Origin of the sequence: Actinoplanes sp. NPDC049802 (assembly GCF_040656595.1) — a bacterium.
GTDB lineage: Bacteria > Actinomycetota > Actinomycetes > Mycobacteriales > Micromonosporaceae > Actinoplanes.
In genome coordinates this window covers 160,702-183,083 of the sequence record NZ_JBFAMR010000007.1, presented here as the reverse complement: position 1 = coordinate 183,083, position 22,382 = coordinate 160,702, and the positions used below count along the sequence as shown (strand labels likewise).

Genomic DNA, 22,382 nt, shown 5'->3' with positions numbered 1-22,382 from the left:
TCGGGGCAGACGGTTGTCGGCATGGATGTTCTGCTGACCGTCGTAGTGCCGGTCTACGCGGTCGAGGGCTACCTCTACCAGTGTCTCGAATCCATCCGCGCCGGCCTGACCGCGGAGGAGAACGCAGCCGTCGAGGTGATCGCCGTGGACGACGCCTCGCCGGACGCCTGCGGCGCGATGCTGGACGGCTACGCCGCCCGGCACGGTGACCTGCGGGTGATCCACCTGCCCGGCAACGTCGGGCTGGGCCTGGCGCGCAACGCCGGGCTGGCCGAGGCACGCGGCGAGTACGTGTGGTTCGTGGACAGCGACGACTGGCTGCCGGCCGGTTCGGTCCGCGCCGTGCTGGAGCGCCTGCGCGAGACCGAGCCGGACGTGCTGCTCCTCGACCACCTGCGGGTGCACGAGAACGGCCGGTTGCAGACCGACGCCAGCTCGCCGCTGCTGGCCGGGCCGGTGGACCTGGAGCGCCTGCTCGGCGTGCAGCACACCGCCTGGAACCGGGTCCTGCGCCGGGAGTTCCTGGCCAAGCACGAGCTGCGTTTCCCGGCCGGATGGTACGAGGACGTCCCGTTCAGCAATCCGGTCCTGATCGCCGCCGAGCGCCTCGACGTGCTGAACCGGGTCTGCTACCACTATCGGGTCGGGCGGTTCGGCGCGATCACGGCGACCCGCAGCGACCGGCACTTCGAGGCCTTCGAGCAGTGGGACCGGCTGCACGCCTGGCTCGCCGAGACGGGTGCGGCGCCCGCGCTGAGAGTCCGCCTGTTCAGCCTGATGATCAGCCACCTGCTGGTGGTCGCCGGGAACGAGAGCCGGGTGCACCCGTCGCGCCGTCGCGCCTACTTCCGGCGGATCGCGGCGCTGTACCGGCGGCACCGCCCGGCCGGCTACCTGCCGCCGGCCGGTACCCCGGGCCTCAAGCACCGGCTCGTCGCGGCGAACAGCTACACCATGTACGCCGCCCTGCGCACCGGCTACCGGGTGGCCGGCCTGCGCCGCCGGTCCACCGAACGGACACCTGCGGTTTCCCAGGATCTCCCCGCACCGCCACGACCGGTCCAGACCACGTCCCTACGTTGACGGCGTGCTACGACCCGCCCGTGAGACCGACCGCGACCTGGTCCTGCCCTGGCGCAACCACCCATCGGTACGCGCGGTCAGCCTGACCACGCACGAGATCCAGCCCGCCGAGCACGCCGCCTGGTGGGCGAGACGCGGCGGTGACGTCCTGATCTACGAGGAGGACGGCGTACCGGCCGGAGTGGTGATCTTCGACGGCTCCACCTGGTCGTTCTACCTCGACGTCGCGGGGCTCGGCCCGCGCCTCCTGCCCGCCTGGATGCGGCTGGAGAAAGAGGCCGTCGAGTACGCCTTCGGCACCCTCGGCCTCGACACCCTCGGTGGCGAGACGCTCGCCGACAACAAGCAGGTCCTCGCACTGCACCGCAGATTCGGCTTCCGCGAGACGCGCAGATACGAACGGCTGGTCGACGGCGTGCCGAAGACGGTCGTCTGGACGGAGAGAACGAGATGAGCAACCGAAAGCCGTACATCGTCGCGGAGATGTCGGGCAACCACAACGGCTCCCTGGACCGCGCGCTCGCGCTGGTGGACGCCGCGGCCGACGCGGGCGCCGACGCCATAAAGATCCAGACGTACACCGCGGACACCATGACCGTGGACGTCAAGCACCCGCGATTCCAGATCTCCGCGGGTCACGACCTGTGGGGCGGCGACTACCTGTACCAGCTCTTCGAACGGGCGCACACACCGTGGGACTGGCACGCGCCGATCTTCGAGCGGGCCCGGGAGCGGGGCATCACGGCGTTCTCCAGCCCGTTCGACCGGACCGCGGTCGAGCTGCTGGAGAAGCTGGACGCGCCGATGTACAAGATCGCGTCCTCGGAGATCACCGACCTGCCGCTGATCCGGCTGGCCGCCTCGACCGGCAAGCCGATCATCATCTCCACCGGCATGGCGACGCTGCGCGAGATCACCGCCGCGGTGGAGGCCGCCCAGGGCGCCGGCGCCACCGACGTCACCGTGCTGAGCTGCACCGCCTCCTACCCGGCACCGCCCGAGGAGACCAACCTGCGGCGCATCCCGGTGCTCGCCGAGGCGCTGCGGCTGCCGATCGGGCTGAGCGACCACACCATGGGCATCGGGGTGCCGATCGCCGCGGTGGCGTACGGCGCCGTGCTGATCGAGAAGCACTTCACCCTGGACCGGGCCGACGGCGGCGTCGACTCGGCGTTCTCCCTCGACCGGGCCGAGCTGCGGCTGCTGGTCACCGAGTCGGAGCGGGCCTGGCGGGCGCTCGGCACCACCGCCATCGGCCCGACCGAGGCGGAGAAGGAGAGCCTGCGGTTCCGGCGCTCCCTCTACGTGGTCACCGACGTGCGCGCGGGCGACCCGGTGACCGAGGAGAACGTACGCTCCATCCGCCCCACCGGCGGCCTGGAACCGGAACTGATCGGCACCGTGCTGGGCCGTGTGTTCCGTTCCGACACCGCCAAGGGAACACCGCTCACCTGGGATCTGATCTGACGTGTGGCTCAAAGCTGACAAGCAGGAATGGAAGCAGTTCCGCACCGCGGCCGAGGTGTTCTGGCAGAAGAACCTGCCGCCGGCCGACGACGACGCCGTGATCCTGGTGGAGGCCTTCCACCAGGACGTCCGGGTCACCCTGCGCAACCTCGCGGTGGCCAACGCGATCCGCCGGATCCGCCCGGCCCGGCTGGTCGTCTTCACCGGTGTGGAGGAGGCGTGGCGCCGGACCCTGTGGAAGGGCTTCGACGTCTCGCTGGTGCGGGAGCTGGCCACCGCGTACGGCGCCGCGGAGACGATCGACGTCTGGGACATCGTGCGCAAGTCGGACCGCAAGCCGTCGTTCGACGTCTCCGCGTACGTCGCCGCTACCGACGCCCGGCTGGCGAAACTGCCGGCGCTTCCGGAGCGGCCGGCCGCGGAACGGCAGCGGTACGGCGACGGCCTGGCCGCGTTCTACGAGGACCAGTTCCGCCGCAACGTGGTGGCGCTCGTCACCAGCCACGTCGACTACGACCAGTGGGGCCTGGCCGTGGAGGTGGCGCGGCGGCGGAGCGTGCCGGTGATCCACACCCAGCAGACCGGCTGTCTCAAGGCGTACGCCCTGTTCCCCGAGCACGACACCGGCGCCGGCACGTTCCGTGAGGAGCTCACCCGGCAGATCGGCGACATGTTCGAGAGCCGCGTCTGGCCGCGCCGCGACAAGCTGCGCCCGGTGACCGAGCTGATCGCGTGGCGCGCCAAGGTGAACCTGGGCCGGCCGAGCTGGTGGCGGGGTGGGACGACCGCCTCCGTGGACCTGAACAATCCGGCCGAGCGGGCGGTGCTGCGCACCCACGCCGCGGCCCGGTTCGGCCTCGACCCCGAGCGGCCGATCGTGGCGGTCTTCAATCACGCCGTCTCCGACGCGCTCGGCACCAACCGGGAACTCTTCCCGACCCTGGCGGACTGGTTCGCCGGCACGGCGGCCTGGGCCGCCGAACACGACAGCGCCCAGTGGCTGTTCCTGGACCATCCGAGCCAGGCGCTCTACGACTCGACCGGCTTCTTCGGCTCGGTGGCGAAGCGGCACCACGGCGCGCGGCACCTGATCTTCCAGCCCAGCACCGCGCTCAGCAAGAACGCTCTGTGGAGCCTCACCGACCTGGGTGTGACGGTTCGCGGCAGCGTCAGCAACGAACTGCCGGCGTACGGCATCCCGGTGATCCAGGCGGGCTGGTCGGAGTGGAGCTCGTGCGGTCTCTCCACCGTCGTCGACTCCACCGAGGGGTACTTCAAGACGCTCGACGAGAGCATCAAGGCGATTCAGGACGGCGTCACTCTCATCACCGAGGAACAGGTGCAGCGGGCCCGGCTGTGGCTGTGGCTCTACCGCAGCGGCTCGGACGTGGTCACCCCACAGGTGCCACAGTGGGAGGTGTGGCCGGCGAACACCCTGCTCAAAACGATGCGTGCCACGTTCCGGCACATCGAGAGCGACGCCGACCCGCTGTTCGAGACGGTCGAGCGGATGTGGACCCGGCGCGAGCCGATGCTCACCCGGACCGATCTGTCATGAGCGTCGGCACCTGGTTCCGCACCGACTACGACGAGCCCGCGCTTCCCGCCGGCCTGCCCCTGACGCTGTCCAGCGGCATGAACCCGGCGGTGACGATCCTCGACCAGATGGTCCGCGGCAACGGCATCGTCGGCCGGGTCGTCGGCGACTTCGGCGCGATCGCACTCAAGATCCACGGCGGTGGGGGCCCGGTACGCGTCGCCGTCTCGATCGGCCTCGACGACGTCGCCACCCGCTGGTGGGCCGACCGGGTCCGCCCCTCCCGGCTCGCCGCGGAACTGCCCCGGCTGGTGGCGGTGCGGGCCCAGGGCCGCATCCACGGCGGCGCGGTGCTGGCCCGGCGGCAGGGCTGGCGCGGCGCGGCGAGTGCCGAGGCGACGCTCTCCTTCGACCTGACCGCCGGCGAGATGCGCGACGACGGCCTGCTCCTGGTCGAGATCGCGGAGACGGCACATCCGTCGTGGGCCGCCGGGCGCCTCTGTGCCCGCTCCGCGATCGGCCTGCGGATCAACCGCATCGAGGTACGCGAACAGACCGCCCCCACCCGCACCACCGGCCCGTCCGGGGCCACCGGGTGCGACTTCACGGTCATCCAGCCGGGGGCGCCGACGGCGTACCGGATCGTCACGGCGGCCGTGCCGTCGGCGCCACCGCTACCGCTCTCGCCGCGCAACCGGGTGACCCGGCAGAAACCGGCCCGGGCCGTCTTCAAGGTCGCCCGGGCCGCCCGGCGCGCGGCCGTGCGCGCCCTGCCCTCCCACCCGGGCGCCGTCGAGGAGGTGGTCGCCGCCGACCTGATCACCGGCGAGCCGGTGCCGGTGGAGACGACCCGGCACGACGACGAGACGCGGGTGCGCCTCACCGGGCCGGTGACCCGTCCGGTACTGCTCGGGTCCGCGAAGCCGCAGCCCACCCTCTCCTGGCGTCTCACACCGGTGGAACCGGCATGACACATCGACCGCTCCTCGGCGACGACGCCGTGGACAACCACCGGGTGCTGCAGGATCTGCTCGACAGCCGGCCGGGCGGCAAACTGGAGCTGCCACCCGGGCGGCATGTGCTCGCCGACGGTCTGCGGGTTCCGGAGGGATGGACGATCCGTGGCGTCTCGCCGGACGGCACGTCGCTGGTCGCCCTGGAACGGACCGGCCACCCGGTGCTGCACGTGCTCGGCTCCGGCGTCTCGATCAGCGACCTGGCACTGTGCCCGGCGCCGTCGGATCCGGGCGAGCACGGCGGCGACCGGGGCACCGGCCTCACCATCGGCGAGTACCTCTACCGGGACGCCCCCTCCTGGGTCGAGAGCGTCGACGTACGGCGGGTGCGCGTGGACCACGGTGAACTGCGTACCGCGAACGGGATCGCGGTGATGGGCGCGGTCCGGGACACGACCCTGCACGACGTCACCGTCACGGGCGGATACACCGGCGTGGCGGTGCACTGGGGCGCGGCCGGCACGGACGTCTCGTCGATCACCGGCCCCACCTTCCACCCGAACCGGCTCACCGTCACCGACCTGCGGGTACGCGACGCGATCGAGGGCTTCTACCTGAGTTCGGTGCACGACGTACGCCTGCTCGGCGCGTGTCTGCGCGACGTGGAGATGGGTTTCCGGCTGTTGCCCGGGGACAACACCGACCGGTTCGTGTCGTCGCCGGACATCGGCGCCCGGATCGAGATCGCGGACGTGTGCGTCCGATGGCACGGCCCGCTCTACGCGGTACGCGTCGCCGGCTGGGGGCGCAGCGAGGTGGACGGGGTGGTGAGTGTGCTGGCCTACCGGGACGCGGTGATCCGGGACTGCCGGCTCACCGGCGCCGGGTCCGCGGACACCTGGTCGCCGGTGCTCTTCGAACGGGCGAGCGGCGTCGAGTTGCGCGACGTCCGGCTCACCACCGGCGCGGCCGATCACTGCCGGCTCAGCGGCTTCTGAAACCGCGTCCGGCCGACACCGGGAGGTCATCTTCTGGACGCCGTGGGGACGACTGCGCCGACTACCGTCCGGCGGTCTATGCCCACTCTCCCTCGACACCTCGCCCACGCGGCCGTTCTCGCCGCTCTGCTGGTCGCGACCGGTTGCACCGCCCCGGAGCCGCCCGGGCCCACGGCCGCCTCACCTGCCGGGTCCGTCGCGCCGGCGCCCTCGCACGTGCCGTCGCCGGAGTCGGCTCCGGTGGCGCGGCCGAACATCGTCTTCCTCCTCACCGACGACCTGTCCGGCAACCTGGTGCCGTACATGCCGAACGTCCTCGCGCTCCAGAAGGACGGCACCACGTTCTCGAACTACACGGTCACCGATTCGCTCTGCTGCCCGTCCCGGGCCTCGATCCTCACCGGCCGGTACCCGCACAACACCGGCATCGTGAAGAACAACGGCTCGGACGGCGGCTTCCGGCTCTTCCAGCGCCGCGGCGAGGAGAAGTCGACCTTCGCCACCGACCTGAGCAAGGCCGGCTACCGGACCGCGTTCTACGGCAAGTACCTCAACGAGTACTGGCCGGGCGTCACGGTCGGCGGCTCGAAGAAGCCGCATGTGCCGCCGGGCTGGACGGAGTGGGCCGCGGGCGGCGACGCGTACGACGGCTTCGACTACGCGCTGAACGAGAACGGCACGGTCCGCAGGTACGGCAGCCGTCCCCAGGACTACCTCACGGATGTGCTCTCCGCGAAGGCACGGGACTTCATCACCGGATCGGCCGCCGCGAAACAGCCGTTCATGGTGGAGATCTCGACCTACATGCCGCATCTGCCGTACGTGCCGGCGCCACGGGACGTGGGGTCGTTCCCCGGGTTGAAGGCGCCGCGCACCGCCGCCTACGGCCGGGTCCCCACGAACGCCCCGCCGTGGCTGGCGCCGCATTCGGCGCTCACCGCGGCGCAGATCGAGCACATGGACCAGGGCTTCCGCCGCCGGGTGCAGTCGGTCCAGGCCGTCGACCGGATGCTCGGTGACTTGCGGAACACCCTCACCGAGGCCGGCGTCGCGGATGACACCGTCGTCGTCTTCAGCTCCGACAACGGTTACCACATGGGCGAATATCGCCTGAATCCCGGCAAGATGACGGCCTTCGAGACCGACATCACGGTCCCACTGGTCGCGGCCGGACCCGGCGTGAAGGTGGGGCACGTCGTCAGCGCGCCGGCCGAGAACATCGATCTGCGCCCGACCTTCGCCGACCTGGCCGGCGTCACGGCTCCGCCCGAGGTGGACGGCCGCAGCCTCAAGCCCCTGCTCGCCGGAACCACACCGGCCGGCTGGCGGACAGCGGCCCTGATCGAGCACAGCGATCCGGCCACCGACCCGGCCGACCCGGACTACAACCGCGAGTCCGAGAACATCCCGCCGTCCTACGACGCGCTGCGAACCGCCACGTTCACCTACGTCGAGTACGTCGACGGCAGCCGCGAGTACTACGACCGTCGCTCGGACCCGGACCAGTTGCTGAACCTGGCCGGCGGCCTCGACCCCGAACATCTCGCCGTGCTGCACGGGGCCCTGCGGGCTCTGGCGACCTGCGCCGGGGCCGATCCGTGCGCCGAGGCCGGCCGGATCATCGAAGCGGCTCCGCCGCCACCGGGCCGGTCACCGTGAGACCGACGGCGCGGTATTCGAATTCTCGCCGTGTTCGCACGAAATTAAACTACTGATCAAATACGTGCGTTGATCCGTACCGTCCGTGTGCCACGCTGGTTCCCCACATCGGTTCGGCGAGGGCCGGCGCAGGGGAAAGACGGAAATGAGCAGACGAGTATTCCTTCATGTCGGCGCACCGAAGACCGGCAGCACATTCGTACAGAATGTGCTGTGGGACAACAGGGAATCACTCAAGCGCGCCGGATTCCTGCTGCCCGCCGGCCGCAAGGAGCAGGACGACGCGATGGCCGACCTGCGCCAGGCGCCGTGGCGCGACCCGGACGGCCGGTGCACCTGGGACCAGCTGGTGGAGCCCCTCCACCGGTGGGCGGGCGACGTGATCATCACGAACGAGGGGCTGGGCGGGGCCACCGCCGAGCAGGCCGCCCGCGCGGTGGCGAGCCTGCGTCCCGCCGAGGTGCACATCATCGTGGTGGGCCGTGACCTGTGGCGGACCCTGCCGTCGATGTGGCAGGAGAGCATCCGTTCCCGCAGCCTCTGGAGCTTCGAGGAGTTCCTGCGCGCCATCGAGGAGGGCCGGCACGACGCCTTCTGGAACCACACCGCGAACCGGATGCTGCTGCGCTGGGGCGACCTGGTGCCGCCGGAGCGCCGGCACCTGATCACGATGCCGCCACCCGGCTCGCCGGAGCTGCTGCTCTGGGAACGGTTCGCCGGTGTCGTCGGCATTCCGGACGGGCTCTGCGAGATCGGCGAACAGTCCGCGAACCCGTCCCTCGGCGCCGCCGAGATCGAGCTGCTCCGCCGCGTCAACCGCGCTCTCGGCGACCGGCACCCACACCGGATGCCGTACCGGAGAGTGGTTCAGCGGCACCTGATCAATCCGGTGCTGAAAAGCTCGAAGAACGATTTGAGATTCACCATCGGCATGAATCGCGCGAAATGGATCTCGGACCTCACCGAGGAGCGGATCAAGGAACTCCAGGAATACCCGTGCCATATCGTCGGCGACCTCGGCGAGTTGCGTCCGGCCGACATGACCGAGGGCGTCTCCTTCGACCAGATCACCGAGAAACAGATGATGGACCTCGCCGTGGAGACCATCATCCAACTGCTCGGGTACGCCGACGAACTGCACCGGCAGGCCGAGTTGAGCCGTGGCGACATGCTGGCCCGGATCAAGAAGCGGGTCCGGCGGCGCCTGCCCATCGGCCGGGTGTGATCAATGCTCCCGAGCCCGCCCGCCGCCTTCCCAAGATCTTGATCTACAGTGGATCGACGGGCGCGCTCGCCTGCGAGCAGTGCCCGTAACCGGCCGGGGTGGACGCCGCCACGTCCCCCCGGCCACCACCCGCCGTGTCGGCTAACGTCGCTGATCATGGACCTCGACGTCGACCGCGCCGCACTGGCCACCGTCTCCGCCGGAGGCGCGCTCGGCGCCCTGGCCCGCTACGGCATCGCCACCGCCTGGCCGACCGCCCCGCACGGTTTCCCCTGGTCCACCTGGCTGGTCAACGTGACCGGCTGCTTCCTGATCGGTGTTCTCTACACCCGGGTCCAGCGGCGCCTGCCCCGGCTGTTCCTCGGCGCCGGTCTCCTCGGCGGGTACACCACCTTCTCCACGGCGATCGTCGAGGTGTCCCACGCGGGCCTGGCCTATCTGGCGGCCACCGTCGCCGGCGCGGTCGCCGCGGTCGCCGCCGGAAGCGCCCTGGCGCGATGACGGTCCTGCTGGTGGCTCTCGGCGCCGCGGTCGGCGCTCCGCTGCGCTACCTGACCGACCGGGTGATGCGGGCCCGGTTCGGGGACGCCCTGCCCTGGGGCACCCTCACCGTCAACGTCGCCGGTTCGTTCCTGCTCGGGCTGCTGCTCGGGCTGCCACTGCCGGCCGGCACGGTCGCGCTGCTCGGCACCGGGTTCTGCGGGGCACTCACCACCTGCTCGACCTTCAGCTGGGAGATCCTGTCCCTGACCCGGCGCTCCGAGATCGCCGCGGCGGCCGGGTACGCGCTGCTCAGCATCACGGCCGGAACGGGCGCCGCCGGGATCGGCGGCGCCCTCGCTCAGGCGGTCAGCTGACCGGGACGAGCTCCCGCTCGACGCGGGGCTCGTCCGGCTCCGCGGGCGGCTCGTGGGCCACCTCCGGCAGCCAGCCCAGCCAGCTCGGCAGCCACCAGTTCGACCGGCCGAGCAGTGTCATCACCGAGGGCAGCAGCACCGCCCGGATGATCGTGGCGTCCAGCAGGACCGCGGCGGCCAGGCCGACGCCCAGCTCCTTGGTGGCGGTCAGCGGCAGGGTGGCGAAGAGGGCGAACACCGCGACCATCACCACGGCCGCGCTGGTGATCACACCGGCGGTCCGGCCGATGCCCTCGCGGACCGCCTCCCGCGTCGACAGGCCGCGGTCGTGGCCCTCGCGGATCCGGCTGACCACGAAGACGTGGTAGTCCATCGACAACCCGAACAGGATCACGAAGAGGAACATCGGGATCCAGTTGGTGATACCGCCGCCGGAGACGAAGCCGAGCTGCTCCTCGAAGTGCCCGTACTGGAAGACGTAGACGAGCATGCCGTAGGCGGCCGCGACCGACAGCAGGTTGAGCAGCAATCCGGTGACCGCGACCACCACCGACCGGAACGACACCAGCAGCAGGATGAACGCCAGCCCCAGAACGAACGCGAACACCAGCGGCAGCGTCTTGTCCAACTGTTCGTTGTAGTCGACGCCGCCGGCGGTGGAGCCGGTGACGAGCGCCGTGGCGCCGTCGATCCGGCCGAAGGTGTCCGGCACGACCCGGTCGCGCAGCAGGTTCAGCGCGTCGACGGCGACGCTGTCGCTCTCCTTGCCGGCCAGGCCGACCGAGACGACCGCGACGGTCCCGGCCGGGTTGACCTCGACACCGACCGGCTCGACCAGTTTGCCGTCGCTGGCCTGGATCGCCGCCTTGAGCCCGGCCAGCGCCTTCTCGAACTCGGGGGTCTCGACCGAGTCGTCCTCGACCACGATCTGCGCCGGGGTGGTCTTGCTGGGGAACGCCTGACCGATGGCGAGGAACGTCTGCACGACCGGGGCGTCCGGCGAGATGTCCTGAATGGCCTGGCCCCGGGTCTTCAGGTCGAGAGCGGGGTAGGCCAGCGCACCGAGCGCGGCGACGGCGACGATCGCGGAGACCAGCGGCTTCGCGAGAACGACCTTGAGCAGTCCGTTCCAGATGCGGCCGTCGCTGCTCCGGCGGTACAGGCCGGGGATCTTGATGGCGTCGACCCGGTCGCCCAGGGCGGACAGCAGGGCGGGCAGCACGGTCAGCGAACCGAGCACGGCCGTGGCCACCACCAGGATCGTGCCGGTGGCGAAGCTGACGAAGACGACGTCCTGGGTGAAGAACATGCCGGCCATGGCGATCATGACGGTCAGACCGGAGACCCAGATCGAGCGGCCCGACGTCTGTGCCGCGATCATCAGTGCCCGGTGCGGATCGGCTCCCCGGCGGCGCTCGTCGCGTTCCCGGCGGATGTAGAACAGGCAGTAGTCGACGCCGACGGCCAGGCCGATCAGGAGCATGACGTGCGTCGTCTCGTCGACGGCGGGGGCGTACCGGCTCGCCGCGGCCATCAGGCCGATCGCGGCGACCACCGACATGATCGCCAGCAGCACCGGGAGGAACGAGGCGACCACCGCGCCGAAGGCCACCAGCAGGATGCCCAGCGTGACCGGGATGGAGAGCATCCCCAGACGGTTCAGGCCGCCCTCCAGCTCCTCGCTGACCAGCTGGTCGGCGCTCGCCGAGCCGGCCTCGGCGATGTAGAGGCCGGGATGGTCGCTCTGCACCCGCGCCACCGCGTCCAGAGCGGGATCGACACGCTCCGCGGCGGTCTCCGGATCACCGGCGATGGTGAAGGTGACGAGCGTCGACCGGCCGTCCGCCGACTGGATCGGCTCCTGCACCTCGGAGACGCCGGTGGTCGAACCAAGAATCCGGGTGATCTCGGCGGTGGCCGCCGTCCGGTTCGACTCGGCCCGGTTCTGGATCAGCACCATCTCACCGGCCGGCTGCTCCGGGAACCCGGCGGCCGCGACGATCCGGTCGGCGTCACCGGAGTCCCCGTGCCCGGCGGTGCCCTCGTCCGCCTGACTGGTGCCGATCATGGCGCTGAGAACGACGGTCGCGGCCACGAAGGCGATCCAGCCGAATATCGCGAGCGCCCGATGGCGGGCGCTCCAGATCGCGGCACGAGCCGCGATGCCCTTGACGTTTTCCCTGTTCTCCATGGGGAAAACGCTATGGAATCCGAGGTGGCCGAACGATCAGGCGAGCACCCGGATCCGGGGTAGGGCTAGCCCTACGCCTGGAGGTAGGCCAGCACCGCCAGGACCCTCCGGTGCTGCTCCTCGTCCTGGTGCAGGCCGAGCTTCGTGAAGATGTTGCGGACGTGCTTCTCCACCGCGCCGTCGGTGACCACCATCTTGCGGGCGATCGCGGCGTTCGACAGCCCCTCGGCCATCAGGCCCAGCACCTCCCGCTCGCGTGGGGTGAGGCTGCGCATCGGGTCGTCGCGCCGGCGCCGCACCAGGAGCTGGCCCACCACCTCCGGGTCCAGGACCGTGCCGCCGTCGGCCACCCGACCCAGCGCGTCCAGGAAGTCGCCCACCAGGGCGACCCGGTCCTTCAGCAGATAACCGACCGCGCCACGGCGGTCGGCCAGAAGATCGTCGGCGTACGAGACCTCGACGTACTGCGAGAGGACCAGGATCGGGCTGCCCGGCACCGCGGTCCGGGCCTCGACGGCGGCGCGCAGCCCCTCGTCGGTGTGCGACGGCGGCATCCGGACGTCCACGATGGAGACGTCCGGACGATGCTGCTTGATCGACTCGACGAGGGAAGGCCCGTCGCCGACGGCCGAGACGACGGTGTGACCGTTCTCCTCGACCAGGCGGATCAGGCCTTCCCTCAACAGCACGGCATCGTCGGCAATCACCACTCGCATGCCGCCATGCTGTCAGATCGGCAGGGCCGCCGTGAGCCGTGTGCCCTCGCCTTCCGGGCTGTCCACCGAGAGCACTCCCCCGGCGGCCCGGACCCGGTCGTCCAGCCCGGCCAGGCCGTGACCCTTGGCCAGGCTCGCCCCGCCCACCCCGTCGTCGCTGATCGTGACGATCAGGCCGGTGGCGATCCGCTGGACGCTGACCTGCACCTCGTTGGCGTGGCTGTGTTTGGCGACGTTGGTGAGCGCCTCGGCCACCACGAAGTAGGCGGTCGACTCGACGGCCGGGTCGAGCCGGTCGATCGGCGGCGCGTCCAGATCCACCGGCACGGTGCACCGGCCGGCCAGCGCGGTCAGCGCCGCCCGCAGGCCGCGGTCCACCAGGATCGGCGGGGCGATGCCACGGGACAGGGCGCGCAGCTCGTCCAGCGTCTCGCGGGTCTGGCTCAGGGCCTCGGCCACGATGGCGCGGGCCCGCTCCGGGTCGTCGGCGAACTGCTGCTCGGCACGGCCCAGGTCCATGGCGAGACGGACCAGTCGCTGCTGCGGGCCGTCGTGGATGTCGCGCTCCAGTCTGCGCAGGGCCACCGCCTCGGCGGAGACGGCCGCCGCCTTCTGCCGCTGGGCCAGGTCGCGGGCCTCCTCGGCGGCGGTCACCTGCTCGCGCAGCTCGTGCACGCCGTTCAGCAGGCCCTTCGCGAAGTACGCCTCCATCAGCGCACATCCGCGGACCACCCAGTACAGGGTGCCGGCGAAGAAGACGCCCAGGGCCAGGTAGAACATCGACCGGTTGAGGTACGTGTCGGCCAGGCCCAGGATCTCCGGCAGGTCCTGGTTGTCCGGGCCGGACGGGAGCGTCCAGCCGTACAGCGGCCAGGTGAGGCCGCCGATCGCCCCGGCCCACCAGGTGAGGGTGAAGGAGAACGCCAGGGTGCTGGGGATGAAACGGAAGATCGCGTGCAGCAGGTCCAGCCACGACTGCCCGTCGGACAGCGAGACGAGCATCCGCCGCAGCCCGCCCTGGTCGCGGCCGCTGCGGTAGACCGGGTGCGGCACCTTCCGGTTCAGCACCGCCCCGATCCTGGCCCGCTCCACCACGGCGAAACCACGGCACAACATGAGCGTGGCGACCAGGATCGGGAGACCCACCCAGATGATCACGGTGCCGGCGCCGACGCCGAATCCGGCGAGGCCGACGACCACGGTCATCAGCCCGATCGGGAAGCCGATCAGCACGTACTGGGTGTCGATGCCCAGCTGGCGCAGGTAACGCCGGGATGGGCTGAGGGTGGGCGCCGCACCGGCGTATGTCGTCGTCATGCCGTAAACGCTAGGCATCGGCGCCCTCCCGTGCGATCCCGCAGACCGCCGCTCAGAAGGTAGGGATAACCCGACCTCAGTGGTGGTCGGCCATGTGTTCGCGCAGCGGCACGATGAACGTGTCAGCCGCGGCCGCGGTCGACGCCGCCGAGGCCGACGCGACCTTCCAGCTGCTGTGACCGGGCATGGCCGGGGTCTTCTTGCCGTACAGCCACTTGGTCAGGAACGGCTTGAGGTTCTTGCCGGACACCTTCGAGGCGAGGGCGATGAAGTCCTGGGTCGAGGCCGACTTGCCGCGGTACTTGCGGACCCACTCGCGCTCCAGCTTGGCGAACTTCTTGGCGCCGATCTTCTGCTTGAGGGCGTAGAGGACGAGCGCGCCACCGGCGTACACGTTCGGGTTGAAGACGTCCCACACCGACTTCGAGCCCTTCGGGCGGGCCACCGGGCCGTACTCGGCGCGCAGCATGTCACCGGCCTGGTAGACGGACTTGAAGTAGGCGTCCAGGCTGGTGAAGCCGGTGTACTTCTTCAAGGCCTTGGTGTCGGCCGCGTAGAGCAGCTCGTACCAGGTGGCGTGGCCCTCGTTCTGCCACACGTCGCTCCAGGACTTCGGCGACACGCTGTTGCCGAACCACTGGTGCGCCAGCTCGTGCACCATGATCGGGTTCAGGACGTACGCCGGAGCACCGAACAGGCTGGTGTCGTAGAGCGACAGGGTCTGGGTCTCCAGCGCGAAACCGAGGTTCGCCTCGATGACCAGCGAACCGTAGTTCTCGAACGGGTACTTGCCGACCCGCTTCGTCATCCAGGTCATCTGGGCGCGCTCGACCTTGGCCTTGGCGAGCAGCTTGCCGGCCAGCCGGTGGGGGACGACGTCGCGGATCTGCACCCCGTCGACGGCCTTGCGGTTGTAGACCACGAAGTCACCGGCGACCACCTGGGCGAGCTCGGTGGCCATCGGCTTGGCCTCGCGGTAGACCGAGGTGGTGTAGCCGCCCGCGGTGGACGTCTTCAGGTGCTTGCCGCTGGCCACGCCCTTCCAGCCGGACGGGACGGTCACCGCGATGGTGTAGGTCGCCTTGTCCCGCGGGTGGTCGTTGCTCGGGAAGAGGTTGTGCGACGCGTCCGGCTGGCCGGCGAGCACCGTGCCGTCCTTGGTCGCGATGAAGCCCTCCGGCTCGCCGCTGGTGGCCGAGACCGGGGTGGCGGTGAAGTCGTTGACGGTGACCAGGAAGCCCTTGCCCTTCGGCAGGTACGCCGACGGCGTGATCACCAGTTCCTCGCCGGACCGGCTGAACGTGGCGGCCTTGCCGTTCACGAACACCGAGCCGACGCTGTTGCCGGCGAAGTCGAGGTTGAACCGGGAGAGGCTCTGCGTCGCCACCGCGTTGATCGTGACGCTGCCGTTGATGGTCTGCGCCGGGCTCTTCGCCGGGTGTTTGAGCCGCAGGTTGTAGTTCGTGACGTCGTAGCCACCGTTGCCGAGCAGCGGATAGAGCCGGTCACCGAGGCCCGCCGAGCCGGGGGTGGCGCTCGCGGCCGCGGACGCGGGCGTGACACTCCCGGCGATGCCGACCAGCACGGCCGTGCTCGCGGCCAGCACCCCCGTCAGCCGGCTTTTGATAATCTTGGACATGGACGGGACGGTACGCCCCCGGCGCAACGTCGATCAATGGCCTTACGGCTGGATCACAGTGAGCCGAGTGAATTCTTTGGGCAGGTCGTAACCGTCCCAGACGGCGCCGAAGGTGAGCGCCGAGCCGAACGGGACGATCCGGTCCACACCGCGCCCGCCCAGCTCGGCCGCGAAGGCGTGCAACTCGGCCGGGGTGAACCCGAAGTGGCTGACCGTCTGGTCCTGCCGGTTCATCGCCGGCACCAGGTCGAGCAGCGAATCCACCCGGGCGAACGGGAACGCGCCCGCGCCGATCCACCGCCGGGGCGCCCGCTCGGCGCCGGCCAGGGTCACCGCGGTCACCCGGTTGTCCGGGAAGTCCAGTGCCGTGGCGGCGCCGGTGGCGGCCAGCCCGTACGCGTGGACCCGCTTCTCCACCGCCATCGCCGCGTCGACCGTCCAGCCGCGCCGCTGCACCACGTCGAGCAGCAGCTCCAGGAACTCGGCCCGGACGTCGGCCGGATCGCCCCCGCCGACCAGGAACACGGTCCGTGGCGACGAGCAGGCGGCCTGGTCGAACCAGTACGCGTCGTTGGCGAACCCGGTCACCGCGGCGCGCCGGGCGGCCGGGTCGGCGGCCCGCCAGCCGGGCACCGACAGCACCGCCCAGGACGTACGGTCCGGGAAGGTCAGATCGCGTGCCGCCGGCCGCAGCGGATGCTTGCGGATGGCGTCGACGGCGGCGTCCCCACCCCAGATGACCCGCAGGTCGCACCACCGGCTGAGGGCGGCCGTGACCGCGTCGTCGTAGCCGTAGGTGACCATCCGCTGGGTCCGCCTGATCACCGGGTCGCCGTCGACCGCGTCGAGCGCCTCCAGGACGGCCTCGGCCGCGCCCGCCGAACGCGACGAGATCCGGACCACGTTGTGGTTGCCGGCCAGCGCCGACAGCGCCCACGAGTAGACGAAGATGGTGTCCACGTTGGCCGGTGGCAGGTGGAAGACGTTGCCCCGGGGGAAGACCAGCGCGTCCGGGCGCCGCATGGCGGTGACCGCGCGGGAGAGTTCGGCGGGGCGCAGGAAGTAGCCGAGCGACCCGAGTTCCGGGAAGCGGCGGGCCACGGCGGGGGCGAGCAGCCGCCGGGCCAGCGCCCCGAGGAAGTCGACGACGCGCGGGTCACCGACGGCGAGCCGGTCGTCCGAGGGGGCGGTGAGGTCGCCCTCGGCTCCGAACCTGAACTTCATGATCCAGCGCTCCGATACGTGTCCGAGCAGCCCCGGGCCTCGGCGCGGGGCAGCCGGCCGAGCACCGAGAAGCGTTTGCCGGGCCAGGCGCCGTCGTCGATGCCGTGCACCACACCGAGGTCCTCGGTGAGCAGCACGTGCCCGGGGTACGAGGTGGGAAGGGTGCTCACGACCTCCAGGAGGCCCGGTTCGCCGGGCGGGAGCTCCGCCCAGGTCTGCGGGTCGCGAACCACGACGTCCGCGAAGTCGGGGCAGTACAGCGAACCACCGTCCGGGCCTTCAAGAAAGATCGTCCCGATCTGCTCGACCATGCCGTAGAAGTTGTGGATCCGGGTGAGTCCGACCCGGCCCAGCCTGTCGCGGAACTCCTCCGGCGAGACGGCCTGATCGATCAGCTTCTTCCATCCACCGGAGTGGATGAGTATACCGTTGCCGAGATCCAGGCCGTGCGCCAGTGCGATCTCGTAGAGGTGCAGCCAGACCAGGTAGGTGAACCCGAAGATCAGGAACGGCTGGTCACCGTGTTCGGCGAGGAACCCGCGCAGGCCGTCCAGGTCGACGGCGCCGTCGGCGTCGAGCGCCCAGACGTGGTCGCGGCCGAAGGTGGCCATGCCGAGCACGCCGGCGCCGCGGGCGCTGAACGATCGGCGGTCCTTCAGGATCGACTTGGTGTCGACGATGATCATCGGCAGGCGTTTCGGGCCGAGCACGGTCTGCAGGGTCGCGCCGAGCTGCCGGGTCTGGGTCGCTGCGGCAGCCTTGTCCAGGTAGATCCGGCTGACGTCGCCGGTGGTGCCGCTGGAGGTCAGCACCTTGAAGACCTCGTCGTCCGGGACGCTCTTCAACTCCAGCGTCTTGAAGAGCCGGACGGGCAGCCAGGGCAGGTCGGCCACGGACGCGGCCGACGTGAAACCACTGGCGGCGAGGATCCGGTCGTAGGGGGCGCAACGCTCACGATGGTGCGCGACCAGATCCTCCAGCGCGGGTAGCAGGACCTTCTCGCGCGCGGACTGGGACAGGGTGAAGACACTCACAACGACGCCTCCAGCGCCCGGTAGTCGGTCTTGCCGTTGGGCAGCAGCGGCAGCACGTCGATCGGGCGCACGTCGACTCCGGTGAAGTGGGCTCCCAGCCAATCGGCGATCTTGGTGCGCAGCGTCCGGGCCTCGTCGGCGGAGACGCCCACGGCGAAGACGTGCAGCCGGTCGTCGCCGGCCACGGCCGCGACCGGGAACTGCCGCTCCACGTCGTCCAGGTTGATCCGGACGCCGAAGACCTTGCCCATCCGTTTGAGCCGGCCGGTGATGTACAGGAAGCCCTCGTCGTCGAGCCGGCCCAGATCACCGGTACGCAGGACGCCGCCCTGGTCGTCGCCCCGGCCCAGGTCGGCGGCGCTCTCCGCGTACCCCATCATGACGTTGGGCCCGCGGTAGACGACCTCGCCGTCCTCGATGGTGAAGGCGCCGCCGGGCATCGCCCGGCCGACCGAGCCGAGCTTGCCGGCGAGACGGTCCGGCGGCAGGCAGGCCATCCGGGGCGCGGCCTCGGTCTGCCCGTACATCACGAAGAGACGGCCGCCGACGGCGTCCATCCGGGCCGCGAAATCGGAGACCAGATCGGTCCGCAACCGGCCGCCGGCCTGTGTGAGGGTACGCACGGACGGGTGTCTCGCCGGGTCGAAGCGCAGCCGTCGCAGCATCTCGTACTGGGACGGGACGAACGCCAGCGAGGTGACCCGGTGCTCGTCCACCGCGGTCCAGAAGTCCTTGCGCATGATGCCGGTGCGTTCCAGCACCACGGTCGCCCCGCGCAGCAGATGCGAGTGCAGCACCGACAGCCCGTACGAGTAGAACAGCGGCAACGTGGTGACGGCGACGTCGTCGGAGGTGACGCCGAGGCTGTCGGCGACCTGTTCGGCGTTGGCCAGCACCGCCGACCGGGAGAGCCGGACGAGTTTCGGGTCGCCGGTGGATCCGCTGGTGGTGAGCAGCAGCGCGAGGTCCGGGTGCACGTCGGTGGTGGTGTACCGCGCGCGCAGCAGGGCCGGGTCGATGTCCGGGTCGAGCGGGAGAACCGGTACGCCGTGCCGCAGCGCGGCGAGGTAGGTGGCCACCGCGGACACGGTCGCCGGCATCGGCAGCACGAGCGGGCCGGACGGCAGCGTCGCGGCCGCCGCGTCGATCATGGCCGGGGTCAGTGTCTCGCCGGTGGCCGCGTCGACGACCCGGGCGCGGGGGTGGAGCAGGTTCACCGTGTCAGACCTCCGTCGACCCCGATGACCTGGCCGGTGACGAACCGGGCCCGCTCGGAGAGCAGGAAGGCGATCACGTCGGCCACGTCCTCGGCGGTGCCGAGCCGGCCGAGGGGGGTGTCCGCGATCCGTTCGGCGCGGCCGGCCTCGTCCAGGGTGTCCAGCATGTCGGTGGCGATGAAGCCGGGCGCCACCGCGTTGACCCGGATGCCGCGCGGCCCGAGTTCCTTGGCGGCGGACCTGGTGAGCCCGGCGACGGCGGCCTTGGAGGCGGCGTAGACGGCCTGCCCGGCGACGCCGTGGGTGCCGGTGATCGAGGCGGTCAGCACCACGGCCGGGTGCTCGCCGCGGGCCAGCAGCCGGACCGCGTTCTGCAGGGTGTGTACGGCGCCGGCCGCGTTCACCGCGAAGAGCCGTTCGATCGTGTCGTCGGCGGTCATGCCGAGCATTCCGGCGGCGTGCGTTCCGGCGTTGACGACCAGGGCGTCCAGCCGCTTGAACGTCTCGAAGGCGAGCCGGGCCAGGGCCCTGCTGGTCGCCGGGTCGGCGATGTCACCGGCCGCGTGCACGACGGTGACCCCGAACCCGGCGGACAGTTCGGCCGCGGCCTTCTCCACGCCGGCCGCGCCGTGGCCGTGCAGGACCAGGCCGTACCCCTGTTCGGCGAGCCGGTGCGCGGTGGCCCGGCCGATCCCGCGGGACGCCCCGGTGACCAGGGCGGCTCTCACTTGACGTCCACCCCGTATTTACCGAGGATTCGCACGGCCTCGGCAAAGCTGGACATATTGATGACATCGTCGGTGTCGATCATTACCGAGAATTCATCTTCGATCGTCGCGACCAGCGACATGTGCGCCAGGGAATCCCACTTCTCGTTGTCCTGGTAGCGCAGGTCGTCCACGGGCGCGTCCGCCGGAAGATCGAGGGCGGTCCGAAACGCCTCACGTAGTCTCTGCAGCTCAGTCACGGTACAACTCCAAGGTGGGGATGTTCAGAGGAGACCAACCATCCGCAGTTTCCCGGTCGCTCCGACCAATCCCGGCTGAACTGGAAATGAACTGAGTTTGGCGTTTTCCCGCTCTCCTGGAAATGCGGTCCGAGCTGGTTATGCTTCCGCCTCGTACCGGCCTGTCGCTCATCCCCCGGAGAAAACCTTGTCTGAAATCGCCGGCTCCTCGATCCTTGTCACCGGCTCCACCGGTTCCTTCGGCAAGGAATTCCTCAGGTACGCGCTGACCCACCTCGACCCGCACCGGATCGTGGTGTTCTCCCGCGACGAACTGAAGCAGTACGAGGTCCGCCAGATGTTCGGCGACGACCCGCGGCTGCGCTTCTTCATCGGCGACATCCGGGACGAGAAGCGTCTCGCCCGGGCCATGCACGGGATCGACCACGTGGTACACGCGGCCGCCCTCAAGCAGGTCGACACCGCTGAGTACAACCCGTCGGAGTTCGTCGCCACGAACATCAACGGCACCCAGAACGTCATCGACGCGGCCATCAACGCCGAGGTCAAGAAGGTGGTGGCGCTCTCCACCGACAAGGCGTCCAGCCCGATCAACCTGTACGGCGCCACCAAGCTGGCCGCCGACAAGATCGTGATCGCCGGCAACCACTACGCCGCCACCCACCCGACCCGGCTGGCCGTGGTCCGCTACGGCAACGTGATGGGCAGCCGGGGCTCGGTGGTGCCGTTCTTCCGGAAGCTGGCCGCCGAGGGCAGGAGCCTGCCGATCACCGACAAGCGGATGACCCGGTTCTGGATCACCCTGGAGCAGGCGGTGCGGTTCGTCGTCGACTCGTTCGACGTGATGCAGGGCGGCGAACTGTACGTGCCGCGGATCCCGAGCATGCGGATCATGGACCTGGTCGAGGCGGTCGCCCCCGGCACGCCCACCCACGAGATGGGCATGCGGCCCGGCGAGAAGCTGCACGAGGAGATGATCGCCGCCGACGACAGCCGCCGCACACTGCGCTTCAAGGACCGGTACGTGGTGCAGCCGGTCGTCGCGAGCTGGGGCTACCAGACCCCGGAGGGCGGCGAGGAGGTGGCCGACGGCTTCAACTACCGCTCGGACAACAACGATCTCTGGCTCTCGGTCGACGAGATGCGCGACCTGCTCGCGGAGAAGTGATGCTGCCGTACGGACGACAGTCGATCGACGCCGCCGACGTGGCGGCGGTCGTCGCGGCGCTGGGCAGCGACTGGCTCACCACCGGGCCGCGGGTGGCCGCGTTCGAGGCGGAGCTCGCCGAGGTCGCCGGTGCCCCGTGCGTCACCGTGACCAACGGGACGACGGCGCTGCACGCGGCCTACGCGGCGACCGGGCTGACCGCCGGCGACGAGGTGATCACCACGCCGATGACGTTCGTGGCCACCGCGTCGAGCGCGGCCCTGCTCGGCGCGACGGTGGTCTTCGCCGACGTCGAGGAGGACACCGCGAACCTCGACCCGGTCGCCGTCGAGGCCGCGGTCACGTCGCGGACCAGGGTGATCTCGGCGGTCGACTACGCCGGTGTGCCGGCCGACTACGACCGGCTCCGCAAGATCACCGACAGCGCCGGGGCGTTCCTGCTCGGTGACGCGGCGCACTCGATCGGGTCGGCGTACCGGGGGCGGCCGGTCGGCACGCTCGCCGATCTGACCACGTTCTCGTTCTTCCCGACCAAGAACCTCACCACCGGTGAGGGCGGGGCGGTCGCCTCGACCCGTCCGGAACTGCTGGAGCGGGTGCGGGACTTCCGTACCGTCGGGTCGATCCGGGATCCGCGGCGGCTGCGCCGGCCCGACGAGGGCGGCTGGCACTACGAGGTGCACGAGTTCGGGCTCAACTACCGGCTGCCGGACGTGCTCTGTGCGCTCGGTTCGGCCCAGCTGCGCCGGCTCGCCGAGTTCAAGGCCCGCCGCGCGCGCCTCACGGCACGCTACGACGAGCTGCTCGCCGACGTCCCCGGCCTGCGTCTTCCGGCACGGCGAACCGAAGTGGACCCGATTCGACACCTTTATCCGGTACGCGTACTGGACGGCCGCAGGCGGGAAGTCTACGACCGGCTGCGCGCCGCCGGCATCGGAGTCCAGGTCAACTACATCCCGGTCTACTGGCACCCGGTGTTCGAGGACCTCGGCTACCGGCGGGGCATGTGCCCGGTGGCCGAGACCTTCTACGCCGAGGAACTGTCCCTGCCACTCTTCGCCGACCTCACCGACAGCGACCAGGACCGTGTGGTCGAGGCGCTGCGCGGCATCCTCGGGAGCTAGCGG

Annotated in this window: 21 protein-coding genes; 12 read left to right on the top strand and 9 right to left on the bottom strand. The window is 70.5% G+C overall.

Annotated elements, in window-relative coordinates; translation table 11 throughout:
* The first annotated feature begins 21 nt into the window (after window positions 1-21).
* The 10 genes from AB0I88_RS07785 to AB0I88_RS07740 all read left to right on the top strand — a co-directional run bounded on the left by AB0I88_RS07785 (window position 22) and on the right by AB0I88_RS07740 (window position 9,782).
* Window positions 22-1,083 carry a glycosyltransferase gene (locus tag AB0I88_RS07785; RefSeq protein ID WP_361019876.1) on the top strand — a complete coding sequence of 354 codons (1,062 nt, stop codon included), beginning with the start codon at window positions 22-24 and terminating at the stop codon, window positions 1,081-1,083.
* 4 nt (window positions 1,084-1,087) lie between these two features.
* A complete protein-coding gene (locus tag AB0I88_RS07780) occupies window positions 1,088-1,537 on the top strand; it encodes a GNAT family N-acetyltransferase (RefSeq protein ID WP_361019873.1) in 450 nt (149 codons plus the stop codon).
* Complete coding sequence (gene pseI / locus AB0I88_RS07775) at window positions 1,534-2,550, top strand: pseudaminic acid synthase (protein WP_361019871.1); 1,017 nt, start codon at window positions 1,534-1,536, stop codon at window positions 2,548-2,550. Before AB0I88_RS07780 ends, pseI begins: the two co-directional genes overlap by 4 nt.
* A gap of 1 nt (window position 2,551) precedes the next feature.
* Complete coding sequence (locus AB0I88_RS07770) at window positions 2,552-4,108, top strand: hypothetical protein (RefSeq protein ID WP_361019868.1); 1,557 nt, start codon at window positions 2,552-2,554, stop codon at window positions 4,106-4,108.
* Window positions 4,105-5,058 (top strand): hypothetical protein, encoded by a 954-nt coding sequence (locus AB0I88_RS07765; protein ID WP_361019865.1) that lies wholly within the window; start codon window positions 4,105-4,107, stop codon window positions 5,056-5,058. Before AB0I88_RS07770 ends, AB0I88_RS07765 begins: the two co-directional genes overlap by 4 nt.
* Window positions 5,055-6,041 carry a hypothetical protein gene (locus AB0I88_RS07760; RefSeq protein ID WP_361019862.1) on the top strand — a complete coding sequence of 329 codons (987 nt, stop codon included), beginning with the start codon at window positions 5,055-5,057 and terminating at the stop codon, window positions 6,039-6,041. The genes AB0I88_RS07765 and AB0I88_RS07760 overlap by 4 nt, the downstream gene beginning before the upstream one ends.
* A gap of 78 nt (window positions 6,042-6,119) precedes the next feature.
* Window positions 6,120-7,700 carry a sulfatase gene (locus AB0I88_RS07755; RefSeq protein ID WP_361019859.1) on the top strand — a complete coding sequence of 527 codons (1,581 nt, stop codon included), beginning with the start codon at window positions 6,120-6,122 and terminating at the stop codon, window positions 7,698-7,700.
* Between the two features lie 145 nt (window positions 7,701-7,845).
* Window positions 7,846-8,925, top strand: coding sequence for a hypothetical protein (locus AB0I88_RS07750; protein WP_361019856.1), 1,080 nt, complete (start codon window positions 7,846-7,848; stop codon window positions 8,923-8,925).
* 156 nt (window positions 8,926-9,081) lie between these two features.
* The gene (locus AB0I88_RS07745; protein ID WP_361019852.1) at window positions 9,082-9,426 is read left to right on the top strand and encodes a CrcB family protein; all 345 of its coding nucleotides are present in this window, start codon (window positions 9,082-9,084) and stop codon (window positions 9,424-9,426) included.
* The gene (locus AB0I88_RS07740; RefSeq protein ID WP_361019849.1) at window positions 9,423-9,782 is read left to right on the top strand and encodes a CrcB family protein; all 360 of its coding nucleotides are present in this window, start codon (window positions 9,423-9,425) and stop codon (window positions 9,780-9,782) included. Before AB0I88_RS07745 ends, AB0I88_RS07740 begins: the two co-directional genes overlap by 4 nt.
* Here the strand turns inward: AB0I88_RS07740 and AB0I88_RS07735 are convergent.
* From AB0I88_RS07735 to AB0I88_RS07695, 9 genes are all read right to left on the bottom strand, one after another.
* On the bottom strand, window positions 9,775-11,973 hold the full coding sequence (locus tag AB0I88_RS07735; protein WP_361019846.1) for an MMPL family transporter: 2,199 nt from the start codon (window positions 11,971-11,973) through the stop codon (window positions 9,775-9,777). The two genes, AB0I88_RS07740 and AB0I88_RS07735, sit on opposite strands and share 8 nt — an antisense overlap.
* Before the next feature lie 71 nt (window positions 11,974-12,044).
* Window positions 12,045-12,689: a response regulator transcription factor gene (locus tag AB0I88_RS07730; RefSeq protein ID WP_361019844.1), complete on the bottom strand. Its 645-nt coding sequence runs from the start codon at window positions 12,687-12,689 to the stop codon at window positions 12,045-12,047.
* Window positions 12,690-12,701: 12 nt separating this feature from the next.
* A complete protein-coding gene (locus tag AB0I88_RS07725) occupies window positions 12,702-14,006 on the bottom strand; it encodes a sensor histidine kinase (protein ID WP_361019842.1) in 1,305 nt (434 codons plus the stop codon).
* Between the two features lie 76 nt (window positions 14,007-14,082).
* On the bottom strand, window positions 14,083-15,645 hold the full coding sequence (locus AB0I88_RS07720) for a M1 family metallopeptidase (protein ID WP_361019839.1): 1,563 nt from the start codon (window positions 15,643-15,645) through the stop codon (window positions 14,083-14,085).
* A 42-nt stretch (window positions 15,646-15,687) separates the two neighbouring features.
* A complete protein-coding gene (locus AB0I88_RS07715; protein WP_361019836.1) occupies window positions 15,688-16,869 on the bottom strand; it encodes an acyl-CoA reductase in 1,182 nt (393 codons plus the stop codon).
* A complete protein-coding gene (locus tag AB0I88_RS07710; protein WP_361019833.1) occupies window positions 16,866-17,903 on the bottom strand; it encodes an acyl-protein synthetase in 1,038 nt (345 codons plus the stop codon). Before AB0I88_RS07710 ends, AB0I88_RS07715 begins: the two co-directional genes overlap by 4 nt.
* Complete coding sequence (locus tag AB0I88_RS07705; RefSeq protein WP_361019830.1) at window positions 17,900-19,120, bottom strand: AMP-binding protein; 1,221 nt, start codon at window positions 19,118-19,120, stop codon at window positions 17,900-17,902. The genes AB0I88_RS07710 and AB0I88_RS07705 overlap by 4 nt, the downstream gene beginning before the upstream one ends.
* On the bottom strand, window positions 19,117-19,848 hold the full coding sequence (locus AB0I88_RS07700; protein ID WP_361019827.1) for an SDR family NAD(P)-dependent oxidoreductase: 732 nt from the start codon (window positions 19,846-19,848) through the stop codon (window positions 19,117-19,119). Before AB0I88_RS07700 ends, AB0I88_RS07705 begins: the two co-directional genes overlap by 4 nt.
* Window positions 19,845-20,087 (bottom strand): acyl carrier protein, encoded by a 243-nt coding sequence (locus AB0I88_RS07695; protein WP_360985289.1) that lies wholly within the window; start codon window positions 20,085-20,087, stop codon window positions 19,845-19,847. Before AB0I88_RS07695 ends, AB0I88_RS07700 begins: the two co-directional genes overlap by 4 nt.
* A gap of 187 nt (window positions 20,088-20,274) precedes the next feature.
* Here AB0I88_RS07695 and pseB point away from each other — a divergent pair, with 187 nt between their 5' ends.
* Together pseB and AB0I88_RS07685 are read left to right on the top strand one after the other, a co-directional pair.
* Window positions 20,275-21,255 (top strand): UDP-N-acetylglucosamine 4,6-dehydratase (inverting), encoded by a 981-nt coding sequence (pseB, locus tag AB0I88_RS07690; protein ID WP_361019825.1) that lies wholly within the window; start codon window positions 20,275-20,277, stop codon window positions 21,253-21,255.
* Window positions 21,255-22,379, top strand: coding sequence for a DegT/DnrJ/EryC1/StrS family aminotransferase (locus AB0I88_RS07685; RefSeq protein ID WP_361019822.1), 1,125 nt, complete (start codon window positions 21,255-21,257; stop codon window positions 22,377-22,379). Before pseB ends, AB0I88_RS07685 begins: the two co-directional genes overlap by 1 nt.
* The last annotated feature ends 3 nt before the right edge of the window (window positions 22,380-22,382 follow it).